The following is a 12,964-nucleotide window of genomic DNA, read 5'->3' as shown; positions in this document are numbered from 1 at the left end:
GTCGTAGCCCGCGATCCGCACGACCTCCTCGACCAGCGCGGCCGGCTCGGTGAGGTCGGGGCGCCACGACGGCGGCGTCACGCGGACCGCGTCCACGCTGGCCCCGGCGACCGCGTCCGTCACGGTGCAGCCGATCTGCTCGAGGATGCCGACCACGGTGGCCCGGTCGTACTCCACGCCCGACAGGCGCGTCGGCAGGGTGACGTCCAGACGCACCGGCTTGGCGGCGGTCGTGGTGTCGAGGTCGCTCACCGCGGCGTCCGCGGTGCCGCCGCCGAGCTCCACGAGCAGGTCGACCACGCGCTGCGCCGCGACGGCAGGCAGGCGCGGGTCCACGCCGCGCTCGAACCGCTTGGCGGCCTCGGACGGCAGCCGGTGCCGCCGCGCCGTGCGGGCCACGGTGATCTGGTCGAAGTGGGCCGCCTCGACGAGGACGTCCGTCGTCGTCGGGCTCACCTCCGACGACGCACCGCCCATGACGCCGGCCAGCCCGAGCACGCGAGCGCCGCGCTCGCCCGCGGGCGAGTCCGTGATGAGCAGGTCCTCGGCGTCGAGCGTGCGGTCGGCGTCGTCGAGCGTCGTGAGGCGCTCGCCGGGAGCCGCACGCCGGACGACGATCGGCGCCGCGACCTTGCCGAGGTCGTAGGCGTGCAGCGGCTGGCCCAGGTCGAGCATCACGTAGTTGGTGACGTCGACGGCCAGGGAGATGGACCGCATGCCCGAGCCCTCGAGGCGGCGCTTCATCCACGGCGGGGTGGGCGCGGCGGGGTCGATGCCGCGCACGACGCGCGTGACGAACCGGTCGCAGCCGACCTGCCCGTGGATCGGCGCCACGTCGTCGACCTCGACGACGAACCCGTCGGCCGTCGGGGCGGGCGGGGGCGTGACGAGGTTCTCCGGCAGCCCGCGGTCGGTGAACCGCGCGCCCGTGGAGTGGGCGTACTCGCGCGCCACGCCGCGGTAGCTGAACGCGTACCCGCGGTCCGGGGTCACGTTGATCTCGAGCACCTCGTCGCCGAGGCCGAGCAGGGCGATCGCGTCCTGGCCGGGCGTGAGGTCGGCGGCGTCGAAGCCCGCGCGCGTGAGCACGAGGATGCCGTCGTGGTCGTCCCCGATGCCGAGCTCCCGCACCGAGCAGATCATGCCGTCGGAGACGTGACCGTAGGTCTTGCGCGCCGCGATGGCGAAGCCGCCGGGCAGCACGGTGCCCGGCAGCGACACGACGACGTAGTCCCCCACGCCGAAGTTGTGCGCGCCGCAGATGACACCGCGAGCGCCGCCCGCGGGGACGTCGGCGTCGTCGACGCCCTTGATCTGCGTCGCGTTGTGCTCCGGGCCGACGTCGACCAGGCACCAGTTGACGGTCTTGCCGTTCTTCTGCGGCTCGGGCGTCTGCGCGAGCACGCGCCCGACGACGAGCGGGCCGGTGACGGCGGCGGGGTGGATCTCCTCCTCCTCCAGGCCGACCCTCACCAGCGCCGCCGCGAGCTGCTCCGCGGTGAGGTCCGCCGGCAGCTCGACGTGCTCGCCGAGCCAGTCAGTGACGATGCGGGGCATCAGATCTCCGTCCCGAACTGGGTGGAGAAGCGCACGTCGCCCTCCACGATGTCGTGCATGTCCGCGATCGAGTGGCGCAGCATCGCCGTCCGCTCGATGCCCATCCCGAACGCGAAGCCCTGGTACTCCTCGGGGTCGATCCCGGCCGCGCGCAGCACGTTCGGGTTGACCATGCCGCAGCCGCCCCACTCGATCCAGCCGGCGCCGCCCTTCTTCTGCGGGAACCACAGGTCCATCTCCGCGCTGGGCTCCGTGAACGGGAAGAAGCTCGGGCGCAGGCGCGTGCGGGCCTCCGGGCCGAACATGGCGCGCGCGAACGCGTCGAGGGTGCCCACGAGGTTCGCCATCGTCAGGCCCTTGTCGACCGCCAGGCCCTCGACCTGGTGGAAGACGGGCGTGTGCGTGGCGTCCAGCGCGTCGGTGCGGAACACCTTGCCCGGGCACGCGATGTACAGCGGCACGCCACGCTCCAGCATCGAGCGCGACTGCACCGGCGACGTGTGCGTGCGCAGCACGAGGTTCGACGGCTTGTCCCCCTCGCCGGACACGTAGAACGTGTCCTGCATCTGCCGCGCGGGGTGGTCCGGGTCGAAGTTCAGCGCGTCGAAGTTGAACCACTCCGCCTCGACCTCGGGGCCGTCGGCGATCTCCCAGCCGAGGCCCACGAAGAAGTCGGCGATGCGCTCCTGCACCAGCTCGATCGGGTGCCGCGCCCCGACGGGGCGGCGGTCGGTCGGCAGCGTGACGTCGACCGTCTCCTCGACCAGGACGCGCTCGTCGCGCTCGGCCTCGAGCTCGGCCTGGCGCGCGGCGATCGCCTGGTTCACGCGCCCGCGGCGCGGGCCGACGTTCTTGCCGGCGGCGGCCTTGTCCGGCCCCGGCAGGGCCCCGATGGCACGGTTGGCGAGCGCGAGCGGGCTCTTGTCCCCGGTCTGCGCGGTGCGGACCGCCTTCAGCTCGTCGAGGTCGCGCGCGGCGGCGACCGCGGCGAGGGCCTCGTCGACGGCGGAGTCGAGCGCCGCGACGTCCAGCGGGTCGGGGCTCTGCCGTTCGATGCCGGGTTCTGGGGTGGGTGCGGGCGTGGACATGCGTGCCTTCCTGAGAGGGGCCCTGCGAAGGGTGTGGGCGGCGGGGTCAGTTTATGTGCCCGCCCGGGCCGGTCAGGTCGGCGTCCGCGGTACCGCGCTCAGCGCGCGGGCGTCGCCGGGGCCGGGCCCGTGGCGGGCCCGGTAAATCGGCGGTCGCGGCGTGTCACGCACCCATCATGGCACGGGCCGTCCCGTCCCGTCCCGGTCCGCCAGGGGGATCACGGCGACGTCGTCGTGCAGCGGACCCCCCGACCGTCCCTCGCCGAGCCGGGACGCGACGACGTGCACGGCGCCGACCTCCCACGACGGGCCGCGGTACACGGCCAGCGCCCGCGCCCACGGCACCAGGGGCGACGCCTCCGGCTCGCGCCCGCGCGGGCCACGCGTCCCCCCGCGGGCGCCGTCGACCCTCCGCCGGCCCTCCGCCGCCCGCAGGGTCGCGCGCGCGACCGTGAGGTGCGGCCGTCCCGACGTGCGGTCGGAGGCGGGCAGGCCCGCCGCGCCGACGGCGGCGTCCTGCGCGAGCTCGCCGGCGCGCCGCAGGTCGTCGACCGACCCGGCCACACCGACCCAGAGCGTCCGCCCCCCGAAGGTGCCGCCGCCGCTCAGGGCCAGCGCGAACGGCGGCACGTCGGCCAGGGCGATCCCCAGCGCCTCGACGTAGTCCGGCACGGCTCCGTCCGGCACCTCGCCGTGGAAGGCGAGGGTGACGTGGCGCTGCTCCGGCGCCACCCAGCGCAGGCCGCGGCCCGGGTCGGAGAGAGCGGCGCCGCCCACCCCGGCGAGGGCGAGCTCCAGGTGGTCGCCGGCGTCGGCGGAGGGGTACACGGCCGTGAACAGGCGCATCCGCGCATCGTGCCACGCCCCGGCACGGGCCGCCCCGGGCGGCGCGCGACCGGCGCCGGGCAGGGTCCGGACCGACCGCCGCCCTCGCGACCGCCGGCGAGCGGGCTGTCCCACGCCGGGCCGGGGCGTTCGGCCGGCGCGACGACGACGCGGCGGCGTGCGGCGTCAGCGCTGCGCGCGCCCGCTCGCGTAGAGGCAGACCGTGGCGGCGGTGGCCAGGTTGAGCGACTCCGCGCGGCCGCGGATCGGCACGCGCACGACGGCGTCGGCCAGCGCACGGTCGGCCTCGGGCAGGCCCCATGCCTCGTTGCCGAAGACCCAGGCGCTCGAGCCCGCCAGGTCCGGCTGCCCGGCGTCGACGGCCGGGCCGCCCGCCACGTCGAGCAGGTCGTCGAGGTCGTGCTCGCCCGTGCCGTCGGCGGCGAGGACGACGCAGCCCGCGGCGCGGACGACGGCGACGGCGTCGGCCAGGGGCAGGCCCGTGACCACGGGCAGGTGGAAGAGGGAGCCGGCGGTGGAGCGCACCACCTTGGGGTTGTGGACGTCCACGCTCTCGCCGGCGAGGACGACGAGGTCCGCGCCCGCCGCGTCGGCCGCGCGGATCACCGTGCCGGCGTTGCCCGGGTCGCGGACGTTCGCGAGCACCGCGACGAGCAGCGGCCGCGAGGTGACGCCGGCCAGGGCGTCGTCGAGGCCGAGCGCGGTGGTGCGCACCACCGCGAGCACGCCCTGCGCGTCCGGGCTCATCGCCTCGAGCACCTCGGCCGTGCCGACGTGCAGGTGCAGCCCGGCGCCGAGCGCCGCGTCGACGATCTCGGCGTAGCGCTCCGCGGCGGCGGGCGTGAGGTAGACGTCCCGGACGTCGGCGGCCGCGTGGCGCACGGCCTCACGCACGCCCTGGGGCCCCTCGACGAGGAACTGTCCGTGCCGGGAACGCGCAGGACGCCCGGACAGCGCCCTGACCTGCTTGACCCGGTCCGCCCGCGGGTTCGCGAGCGTCACGTCGGGGATGCCTGAGATCATGCGCGGCATCGACAGGTCGGGGGGTGTCCGGGCGTCCGGGGTGCTGAGCGGGGTGGCTCAGGCGGCCTTCGGCGCGTTGACGTCGGCCGGCAGCGCGTCCTTGGCGACCTGGACGAGCGCGTTGAACGCCGCCACGTCGTTGACCGCGAGCTCGGCGAGCATGCGGCGGTCGACCTCGACACCAGCAGCCTTGAGGCCCTGGATGAGGCGGTTGTAGGTCAGACCCTGCGCGCGGGACGCAGCGTTGATGCGCTGGATCCACAGCTTGCGGAAGTCGCCCTTCTTCGCCTTGCGGTCGCGGTACGAGTAGACGAGGGAGTGGGTGACCTGCTCCTTCGCCTTCCGGTACAGGCGCGAACGCTGGCCGCGGTAGCCGCTGGCGCGCTCGAGGGTCGTACGGCGCTTCTTGTGGGCGTTGACCGCCCGCTTCACGCGTGCCACGTGATGCTCCTTGCAGTGTCGGGGCCGGAAGTGGACCCGGCGGTCGTGCGTCCCGGTGGTGTCACCGGACTCAGCGGACCGCCGAGGGCGTCACTTGCCGAGCAGCTTCTTGATGGTCTTGACGTCGGCGGCCGAGACCACCTGGTCCTGGGCCAGACGACGCGTGCGGCGGCTGGACTTGTGCTCGAGGTAGTGGCGAGCGTTCGTCTGCTCCCGCATGATCTTGCCGCTGCCGGTGACCCGGAAGCGCTTCTTGGCGCCGGAGTGCGTCTTGTTCTTCGGCATGACTGCCGTCTCTCCTCGTGTCGGTCACCCGCCGGGTGGCGGGGACGTGGTGCGGACCGGGGCCGGCGAGCGGCCCGGTGCCAGATGGACGTTGCGGTGCGGCCTCAGCGACCTGCGCGGGGGCTCGGCTTCGGCCGCGGCGCCGGCGGCCGCGGGGTGGCGGGCCTCGGCGTCGTGGGCTTCGGCGTCGCCGCGGCGGGCTTCGCCGGGGTCGCGGGCTTCGGGGCCGCCGCCGGCTTGGCCGGCGCGGAGGCCGGCTTCGCCGCGGCCGCAGGCTTCGACGTCGCGGGCTTCGACGGGGCGGCCGGCGCTGCGGCGGGCTTCGTCTCGGCAGGCTTCGACTCGGCAGGCTTCGTCTCGGCGCGCGGGGCGGGCGCCGGCTGCGCGGCCTCGGGGGCCGGAGCCTCCTGCGCCTCGACCTCGGGCTCCGTCGGCTCGGGCTCCGTCGTCGGCTGCGCCGGCGCGGCCTGGGCGCGGGCCTCGGCCTTGACCTCGGACTTGGTCTTGCGCTGCGCGTTGATCTCGCTGGACCGCTTGCGCTGCTCGACCTTGGCGTCGGCCTTCTTCTTCACCGGGCCGAGCACCATGGTCATGTTGCGGCCGTCCTGCTTCGGCATCGACTCGACGAAGCCGAGGTCCGAGACGTCCTCCGCGAGACGCTGCAGAAGCCGCACGCCCATCTCGGGGCGCGACTGCTCACGACCGCGGAACATGATCATGACCTTGACCTTGTCGCCGGCCTCCAGGAAGCGGACGACGTGGCCCTTCTTGGTGCCGTAGTCGTGCGGGTCGATCTTCAGGCGGAACCGGATCTCCTTGAGGACCGTGTTCGCCTGGTTGCGCCGCGCCTCGCGCGCCTTCATGTCCGACTCGTACTTGAACTTGCCGTAGTCCATGAGCTTGGCGACGGGCGGACGGGCGTCCGGGGCCACCTCGACGAGGTCGAGGTCGGCGTCCTGGGCAAGCTTCAGGGCGACTCCCGTGGCGACCACGCCGACCTGCTCCCCGCCCGGGCCGATGAGTCGGACCTCGGGGACGCGGATCCGATCGTTGATGCGAGGCTCGCTGATGGTGATGCTCCTAAACTCGTCGGTAGACCGCCAGGGACGGGAAAGGCCCCCGACCTGAGCACAGGTGGAGGCCATCTACCGACGCCGGGGCGCGAGCGCTCCGGCGACCGAGGCGGACGCCCACGAGAGGCGCCCGACCGGGACCCGGCCCCTGTCGGCGCCCCGGGGGCGCTCGGTCGGTGCTCGGGTGGGATGAGATCCACTTGATGCACCTGAGCCCTGCAGCCGCTCCGTAGAGCGACGTGCCGATGGACCCAGGTCGGTCAGCTGTCAAGGCTAGCACGGGATGGCCGCGGGGCCGGCCGGTGTGGCGAGCGTCTCGACCGTCCACGTCGCGACCTTTACTGGAATCGTTCCAGAAAGTGTGGCAGGGTCGCGGCCATGACCACGGCGAGCACGGACGAGACGTTGCTGAGGGAGCGGGGCCTGCGCGTCACCGGTTCCCGGCTCGCCGTCCTGCGCGCGCTCTCCGAGCACCAGCACGCCACCGCGGACGACGTCGTGCGCGCGGTGCGGGCCGACCTCGGCTCGGTGTCCGTGCAGGCGGTCTACGACTGCCTGCACGCGCTCACCTCGTCCGGTCTCCTGCGCCGCATGGAGCCCGCCGGGCACCCCGCACGCTACGAGCGCCGCACCGGCGACAACCACCACCACGTGGTGTGCCGCTCGTGCGGTGCCGTCGCCGACGTCGACTGCACCGTGGGGCACGCGCCCTGCCTGACGCCCAGCGCGTCCCACGGGTTCGCCGTCGACCTCGCCGAGGTCACCTTCTGGGGCCTGTGCCCCGACTGTGCCGACGGTTCGGCCGCCGACCCCGTCCCGGCAGCCGGCCCCGGCACGACCATCTGAAACCGGACCGAACCGGAACCCCCCTGAGAAAGGACGTCATCACATGACGACGCCGTTCACGACGACGCAGACCGGCACCCCGGTCGCGAGCGACGCGCAGTCCCTCACGCTGGGCGCGGACGGGCCCACCGTCCTGCACGACCGCTACCTGGTCGAGAAGCTCGCCTCCTTCAACCGGGAGCGTGTGCCGGAGCGCAACCCGCACGCCAAGGGCGGCGGCGCGTTCGGCGAGCTCGTCGTCACGGAGGACGTCTCGCAGTACACCCGCGCGGCCGTCTTCCAGAAGGGCGCGAAGAGCGAGACGCTGCTGCGCTTCTCGTCCGTCGCGGGCGAGCAGGGCTCCCCCGACACCTGGCGTGACGTGCGCGGCTTCTCGCTGCGCTTCTACACGACCGAGGGCAACCTCGACATCGTCGGCAACAACACTCCGGTCTTCTTCCTGCGCGACGCGATGAAGTTCCCGGACTTCATCCACTCCCAGAAGCGCCTCGGCGCCTCCGGCCTGCGCAACGCCGACATGCAGTGGGACTTCTGGACCCTCTCCCCGGAGTCGGCCCACCAGGTCACCTACGTCATGGGCGACCGCGGCCTGTCGAAGTCGTGGCGCCACCTCAACGGCTACGGCTCGCACACGTACCAGTGGGTCAACGCCGAGGGCGAGCGCTTCTGGGTGCAGTACCACTTCATCTCCCAGCAGGGCGTGGAGCACATGTCGTCCGAGGACGCCGAGCGGATCGCCGGCGAGGACGCGGACTACTACCGCCGCGACCTGTACGAGGCCATCGAGCGCGGCGAGCACCCCTCGTGGGACGTCAAGGTCCAGGTCATGCCGTACGAGGACGCCAAGACCTACCGCTTCAACCCGTTCGACATGACGAAGGTCTGGCCGCACGCGGACTACCCGCTGATCAAGGTCGGCACGTTCACGCTGAACCGGAACCCGAAGAACTTCTTCGCGGAGATCGAGCAGGCCGCGTTCTCGCCCGGCAACCAGGTGCCGGGCACCGGCATCTCGCCCGACAAGATGCTCATGGCCCGCGTCTTCTCCTACCCGGACGCGCAGCGCTACCGCATCGGCACCAACTACAACCAGCTGCCGGTGAACCAGCCGCACGCCGCCCCGGTCGCGAACTACATGCACCAGGGCAGCATGCAGTACCACTTCAACGGCCCCGAGCACCGCGTCTACACGCCGAACTCGTTCGGCACCCAGGGCGGCCCCGTGGCCGACCCGGCGCGCGGCGTCGAGTCCTCGTGGGAGTCGGACGGCGAGCTCGTGCGCGCCGCGCAGACCCTGCACGCCGAGGACGACGACTTCGGCCAGGCGGGCACCCTGTACCGCGAGGTCTTCGACGACGGTGCCAAGGCGCGGTTCCTCGAGACGCTCACCGGCCAGGGCCTCGCCATCACGATCGACGAGATCCGCGAGCGGTTCTTCCAGTACTGGACGAACGTGGACGCCGAGCTCGGCGCCAAGCTCCGCGCCGAGGTGTCCGCGGGTCACGTGCCCTCGCCGGCCGCCGCCGGCTCGGGCCCGGACGTCGAGCCCGTCGGGATCTGACAGGGCGGGCGACGGCGGGCCCTCCGCCGTCGCCCGCGCACCGAGGCCGGGTCCCCCGCGGGGCCCGGCCTCGCCGTCCCGGCGGGCCGTCGCGGTCCCGCCCGATGCGAAGATGGACCCCATGAGCACCTCGCCCGACGCCTCCTCCCCCGCGACCACCCCCACGAACACCCACGCGGCCGACGACGCCACCCGTGACATCGCCGACGTCGCCGCGGTCGAGGTCATCACCGCCGCAGCCGTGCACCTCATGAGCGCCGCCGCCGTGAAGTGCGGCCTGGCGGAGGACGCCGACGCCCAGGGGCACCTGGACCTCGACGAGGCCCGCAAGCTGATCACCGCCCTGGCCGCGCTCGTCACCGCCAGCGCCCCCGACATCGGCAACCAGCACGCGCGCTCGCTGCGCGACGGGCTGAAGTCCCTGCAGCTCGCGTTCCGCGAGGCGTCGGTCGTGCCGGACGCTCCCGGCGAGGGCCCCGGCGAGAAGTTCACGGGCTCCGTCGTCTGAGATGTCCGCCCCGTCCGCCTGGCCGCCGCCCCCGGACCGCCCGCCGCCCCCGCCGGAGGCCGGCGCACCCGCTCGACGCCGCGACCGGCGCACGGCCGTGGTCGTCCTGGCCGTGCTGCTCGCCGGGGCGCTCGGCATCGGCGCGTACCTGTGGGTGACCACCACCCGCTGGCAGGCGCACAGCGCGGCCTGGGAGGACGAGGCGCGGGGGTATGCCGACCGGGTGGCGGCCCTCGACGCCGAGCTCGACGCCACCGACGCCGAGCTCGTCGCGGCCCGCGAGCAGCTCGCCACCGCGACGGCTCGCATCACCGACCTCGCCAACGAGAAGGCCCAGCTCGGCGACGAGAACGTCGCCTCGCAGCAGTACCTCGACTACCAGCGGCGGGTGAGCGAGGCGGCCGGCGTCGTGACCACGGCGCTCGGCGACTGCGTCGACGCCCAGTCGCAGCTCATCACGTACCTCGAGGACCGCGGCTCCTACGACGCGAAGGACCTCGACCGGTTCGCCTCGGACGTCGAGACCCTGTGCCGGCAGGCCTCGAAGGCGAACGACCAGCTCGAGCAGGAGCTCGAGCAGTGACCCGACCGGGCCGCTCGCGCGGCCTGCGCCCGGCGCCGGCCCTCCTCCTCGCCGCGACGCTCGCCGGCTGCGGGGTGCTTCCCTCGCTGCCGCCCGAAGTGCCGGACGACGTCGTCCCCACGCGCGTCGCGCCGTCGGCCCCCGCCTCGCTCGCGCCCGACGGCGCAGAGGGCCTGTCCCCCGACGGCTTCGACGCCGTGCAGCGGATGGCCGTGCGGATCCGGAACGTGGGCTGCGACGGGCTGTCGACCGGGTCGGGGTTCGCCGTCGACGAGCACACGCTCGTCACCAACCGGCACGTCGTGGCCGACTCGGAGTCGCTGGAGGTCAGCACCTACGACGGGCGCGACCTCGAGGTCTCCGCCGCGGGCAGCGCGGCGCTGGCCGATCTCGCCCTGGTGCGCACCGCGGACCCGCTGCCCAGCCATCCCACGCTCGCGGACGCCGACCCGCGGCCCGGCGACGCCGTCACGGTGGTCGGCTATCCCGAGGGCGGCGAGCTGACGATCACCGCGGGCGAGGTCATCGGACCGACCACCGACCCGCTCCACGAGAACCTGGGCGAGGTGCTGCTCACCGACGCCCCGGTCGAACCGGGCTCGTCGGGGTCGGCGGCGCTCGACGAGCAGGGCCGGGTGATCGGCGTCGTGTACGCGAAGACCTCCGACGGCCGCTCGCTGCTGGTACCGCTGTCGACCCTGGAGCGGCTGCTGGACGACGCCGACGGGTTCCGGGCGCTGCCGCCGTGCGCCCAGCCGTCCGGGCAGCCTTCCGACGGCGGGCCGTCCGCGACGCCGACGCGCTAGGACGGGGTCAGCGCGCCGCGCCCACCCGCAGCTCGAGCGAGTCCACACGGGCGGAGATCACCGTCGAGGCGCCGAGGCGGGCGTTCACCTGCGCGAGCACGCGGTCCAGCCCCGCCCGGTCCAGGCCCGGGTCGAGGGCGAGCACGACGGCGACCTCGGCGCGGCGCCCGCGCTCGGCGTGCGCGCGCACCACGTGCTGCACCGGCGCGGCGGCGTCCGCGACCGCCGCGGCGACGTCCGGCTCCACCTCGAGCGCGCCGTCCGGGCCCGCGGGGACGAGCGCCGGGCGCCACTCCTCGCCCTGGGCGAGCGCCCAGACCGCCGGACGGGGCACGAGGGCGGTCGCCGGCCCGGCCGGGTCCACGACCAGCAGCGACCAGTCCTCGCTCACCGCCGAGAGGGCGGCACGGGCGGCCTCGACCGGGACGGGACGCGCGTCTGCGCGCCACGCCGTCATCGCGTCGACCGACGTGAAGACGGGGAGCGCCCGGCGACCGTCGGGCACCTCGATCGCCACCACGCCGGCCGCGGCCTCCTTGTCGACGTGCAGCTCCTGCGTGCCGCCGGCCGTCTCGTGCTCGACCACGTCGGCGACGGCGAGCTCCGCGAGGACGGGCACCAGCACCCGGGTGACGGCGAGTCGCCGCACGACGTCCTCCAGCGACCCGGTGCCGGCGGCGTGCGCACGCAGCAGCGCGGCGAGCTCGGCGTCGGCCGAGCCGTCGTCGCCCGCGAACTGCGACGTCGGCTGGATCGACTTCAGGTGCCCGGGCAGGGCACGGCCGCCCTCGGCCGTCACGGCCGGCCCGCCACGTCGAGCGCCTCGGGCAGCGTGAACGCGCCGGCGTACAGGGCCTTGCCCACCACGGCCCCCTCGACGCCGTCCGGCACCAGGGCGCGCAGCGCCTCCAGGTCGGCGAGGGACGAGATCCCGCCCGACGCGACCACCTTCGCCGGGGTGCGCGAGGCGACCTCCCCCAGCAGGTCGACGTTCGGGCCGCGCAGCGTGCCGTCCTTGGTCACGTCCGTGACGACGTACCGGGAGCAGCCGGCGTCGTCCAGGCGCGCCAGCACCTCCCACAGGTCGCCGCCCTCCTGGGTCCAGCCGCGGGCGGCCAGCGTCGTGCCGCGCACGTCGAGGCCGACGGCGACGGCGTCGCCGTGCTCGGCGATGACGCGCGCCGTCCACTCCGGGTCCTCGAGGGCGGCGGTGCCGATGTTGACGCGGCGCGCGCCCGTGGCGAGGGCGCGCTCGAGCGAGGCGTCGTCACGGATGCCGCCCGACAGCTCCACCTGGACGTCGAGCTCGGCCACGACCTGCGCGAGCAGGTCGGCGTTCGAGCCACGACCGAACGCCGCGTCGAGGTCCACGAGGTGGATCCACTCGGCGCCGCCCGCCTGCCAGTCGCGGGCGGCGGCCAGCGGGTCGCCGTAGGACGTCTCGGAGCCGGCCTCCCCCTGCACGAGGCGGACGGCCTGGCCGTCGGCGACGTCGACGGCGGGCAGCAGCACGAGGCGGTCGGTCATCAGGGTGTCTCCAGGTTCTACGACTGCGGGTTCTGGAACGGCGGGTTCGGGTGCGGCGGTGATCGGACCGACGACGCTCAGAGCGAGCGGACCCAGTTCTCGAGCAGGGTCGCGCCGGCGTCGCCGGACTTCTCGGGGTGGAACTGCGTGGCGGCGAGCGGTCCGCTCTCGACGGCGGCGACGAACCGGGCCTCGGAGCCCGGCGCGCCGTGCCGCGCCCAGGTGACCAGCGGCGGCGTGTAGCGCGGGTCCGCGTCGCCGTCGTGCCCCTGGGTGAACTGCTGCGCCGCGTACGAGTGCACGAAGTAGAACCGCTCGTGCTCCACCCCCGCGAAGAGGCGGGAGCCCTCGGGGGTCTCCACGGGCGACCAGCCCATGTGGGGCACGACCGGGGCGTCGAGGCGCTCGACGACGCCCGGCCACTCGCCCAGGCCCTCGGCCCGCTCCCCGTGCTCCACGCCGGCGTCGAACATGACCTGCATGCCGACGCAGATGCCCAGCACGGGGCGCCCGCCGGCGAGGCGCCGGTCGATCACCTGGTCGCCGCGGACGGCGCGGAGCCCGGCCATGCACGCGGCGAACGCGCCGACGCCCGGCACCACCAGCCCGTCGGCCTCCGCGGCCCGCGTCAGGTCCGCGGTGAGCTCGACGTCGGCCCCCACCCGCTCGAGGGCGCGCACGGCCGAGCGGACGTTGCCGAAGCCGTAGTCGAGGACGACGACCTTCTTGGTGGGGCGGACCTTCTCCGGCGCGCCGAGGGTGCCCGCGCCGGCCGTGACGATGCGGGTGACGTCGGCGACGGCGTCGGGCGTGTACGCGT

General features: G+C 74.5%; 15 protein-coding genes. 5 read left to right on the top strand and 10 right to left on the bottom strand.

The window, feature by feature from the left end:
• From ACFWEK_RS10735 to infC, 7 genes are all read right to left on the bottom strand, one after another.
• Window positions 1–1,557, bottom strand: a 1,557-nt coding sequence (locus tag ACFWEK_RS10735) for a phenylalanine--tRNA ligase subunit beta (protein ID WP_430554033.1), incomplete at its 3' end; no start/stop codon positions are given.
• Entirely contained in the window at window positions 1,557–2,645 is a 1,089-nt protein-coding gene (pheS, locus tag ACFWEK_RS10730) for a phenylalanine--tRNA ligase subunit alpha (RefSeq protein WP_430554032.1), read from the bottom strand. The genes pheS and ACFWEK_RS10735, both read right to left, overlap by 1 nt.
• Before the next feature lie 174 nt (window positions 2,646–2,819).
• Window positions 2,820–3,491 carry a 2'-5' RNA ligase family protein gene (locus tag ACFWEK_RS10725; protein WP_430547406.1) on the bottom strand — a complete coding sequence of 224 codons (672 nt, stop codon included), beginning with the start codon at window positions 3,489–3,491 and terminating at the stop codon, window positions 2,820–2,822.
• 165 nt (window positions 3,492–3,656) lie between these two features.
• Window positions 3,657–4,514 carry a TrmH family RNA methyltransferase gene (locus ACFWEK_RS10720; protein ID WP_430547405.1) on the bottom strand — a complete coding sequence of 286 codons (858 nt, stop codon included), beginning with the start codon at window positions 4,512–4,514 and terminating at the stop codon, window positions 3,657–3,659.
• A 57-nt stretch (window positions 4,515–4,571) separates the two neighbouring features.
• Window positions 4,572–4,955, bottom strand: a complete 384-nt coding sequence (gene rplT / locus ACFWEK_RS10715; RefSeq protein ID WP_079576292.1) for a 50S ribosomal protein L20 — start codon at window positions 4,953–4,955, stop codon at window positions 4,572–4,574.
• A gap of 90 nt (window positions 4,956–5,045) precedes the next feature.
• Complete coding sequence (gene rpmI, locus ACFWEK_RS10710) at window positions 5,046–5,240, bottom strand: 50S ribosomal protein L35 (protein WP_079576291.1); 195 nt, start codon at window positions 5,238–5,240, stop codon at window positions 5,046–5,048.
• A 104-nt stretch (window positions 5,241–5,344) separates the two neighbouring features.
• The gene (gene infC / locus ACFWEK_RS10705; protein ID WP_430554031.1) at window positions 5,345–6,385 is read right to left on the bottom strand and encodes a translation initiation factor IF-3; all 1,041 of its coding nucleotides are present in this window, start codon (window positions 6,383–6,385) and stop codon (window positions 5,345–5,347) included.
• A gap of 306 nt (window positions 6,386–6,691) precedes the next feature.
• On the opposite strand from infC, the gene ACFWEK_RS10700 reads away from it, so the two are divergent.
• From ACFWEK_RS10700 to ACFWEK_RS10680, 5 genes are all read left to right on the top strand, one after another.
• Entirely contained in the window at window positions 6,692–7,159 is a 468-nt protein-coding gene (locus ACFWEK_RS10700; protein WP_430547403.1) for a Fur family transcriptional regulator, read from the top strand.
• A 43-nt stretch (window positions 7,160–7,202) separates the two neighbouring features.
• Entirely contained in the window at window positions 7,203–8,720 is a 1,518-nt protein-coding gene (locus ACFWEK_RS10695) for a catalase (RefSeq protein ID WP_430547402.1), read from the top strand.
• 121 nt (window positions 8,721–8,841) lie between these two features.
• Window positions 8,842–9,228, top strand: coding sequence for a DUF1844 domain-containing protein (locus ACFWEK_RS10690; protein ID WP_430547401.1), 387 nt, complete (start codon window positions 8,842–8,844; stop codon window positions 9,226–9,228).
• A gap of 1 nt (window position 9,229) precedes the next feature.
• Window positions 9,230–9,811: a hypothetical protein gene (locus ACFWEK_RS10685; protein WP_430547400.1), complete on the top strand. Its 582-nt coding sequence runs from the start codon at window positions 9,230–9,232 to the stop codon at window positions 9,809–9,811.
• A complete protein-coding gene (locus ACFWEK_RS10680) occupies window positions 9,808–10,617 on the top strand; it encodes a S1C family serine protease (RefSeq protein ID WP_430554030.1) in 810 nt (269 codons plus the stop codon). Before ACFWEK_RS10685 ends, ACFWEK_RS10680 begins: the two co-directional genes overlap by 4 nt.
• A 7-nt stretch (window positions 10,618–10,624) precedes the next feature.
• Here the strand turns inward: ACFWEK_RS10680 and ACFWEK_RS10675 are convergent, their stop codons facing one another.
• The 3 genes from ACFWEK_RS10675 to hisH form a co-directional block, all read right to left on the bottom strand.
• A complete protein-coding gene (locus ACFWEK_RS10675; RefSeq protein ID WP_430547398.1) occupies window positions 10,625–11,416 on the bottom strand; it encodes an SseB family protein in 792 nt (263 codons plus the stop codon).
• Window positions 11,413–12,144, bottom strand: coding sequence for a bifunctional 1-(5-phosphoribosyl)-5-((5-phosphoribosylamino)methylideneamino)imidazole-4-carboxamide isomerase/phosphoribosylanthranilate isomerase PriA (gene priA / locus ACFWEK_RS10670; RefSeq protein ID WP_430554029.1), 732 nt, complete (start codon window positions 12,142–12,144; stop codon window positions 11,413–11,415). The genes ACFWEK_RS10675 and priA overlap by 4 nt, the downstream gene beginning before the upstream one ends.
• A gap of 77 nt (window positions 12,145–12,221) precedes the next feature.
• Window positions 12,222–12,926: an imidazole glycerol phosphate synthase subunit HisH gene (gene hisH / locus ACFWEK_RS10665; protein ID WP_430554034.1), complete on the bottom strand. Its 705-nt coding sequence runs from the start codon at window positions 12,924–12,926 to the stop codon at window positions 12,222–12,224.
• Between the last annotated feature and the right edge of the window lie 38 nt (window positions 12,927–12,964).

The sequence above is a fragment of the Isoptericola sp. NPDC060257 genome (genome assembly GCF_042726645.1).
GTDB lineage: Bacteria > Actinomycetota > Actinomycetes > Actinomycetales > Cellulomonadaceae > Isoptericola > Isoptericola nanjingensis.
This window is presented reverse-complemented; position numbering and strand designations above follow the sequence as displayed.

What these genes read in the sequence shown, in the direction of transcription:
- pheS (WP_430554032.1), bottom strand. Translation starts at nt 2,645, where the DNA reads ATGTCCACGCCCGCACCCACCCCAGAACCCGGCATCGAACGGCAGAGC.
- ACFWEK_RS10725 (WP_430547406.1), bottom strand. Translation starts at nt 3,491, where the DNA reads ATGCGCCTGTTCACGGCCGTGTACCCCTCCGCCGACGCCGGCGACCAC.
- ACFWEK_RS10720 (WP_430547405.1), bottom strand. Translation starts at nt 4,514, where the DNA reads ATGATCTCAGGCATCCCCGACGTGACGCTCGCGAACCCGCGGGCGGAC.
- rpmI (WP_079576291.1), bottom strand. Translation starts at nt 5,240, where the DNA reads ATGCCGAAGAACAAGACGCACTCCGGCGCCAAGAAGCGCTTCCGGGTC.
- infC (WP_430554031.1), bottom strand. Translation starts at nt 6,385, where the DNA reads ATGGCCTCCACCTGTGCTCAGGTCGGGGGCCTTTCCCGTCCCTGGCGG.
- ACFWEK_RS10700 (WP_430547403.1), top strand. Translation starts at nt 6,692, where the DNA reads ATGACCACGGCGAGCACGGACGAGACGTTGCTGAGGGAGCGGGGCCTG.
- ACFWEK_RS10695 (WP_430547402.1), top strand. Translation starts at nt 7,203, where the DNA reads ATGACGACGCCGTTCACGACGACGCAGACCGGCACCCCGGTCGCGAGC.
- ACFWEK_RS10690 (WP_430547401.1), top strand. Translation starts at nt 8,842, where the DNA reads ATGAGCACCTCGCCCGACGCCTCCTCCCCCGCGACCACCCCCACGAAC.
- ACFWEK_RS10685 (WP_430547400.1), top strand. Translation starts at nt 9,230, where the DNA reads ATGTCCGCCCCGTCCGCCTGGCCGCCGCCCCCGGACCGCCCGCCGCCC.
- priA (WP_430554029.1), bottom strand. Translation starts at nt 12,144, where the DNA reads ATGACCGACCGCCTCGTGCTGCTGCCCGCCGTCGACGTCGCCGACGGC.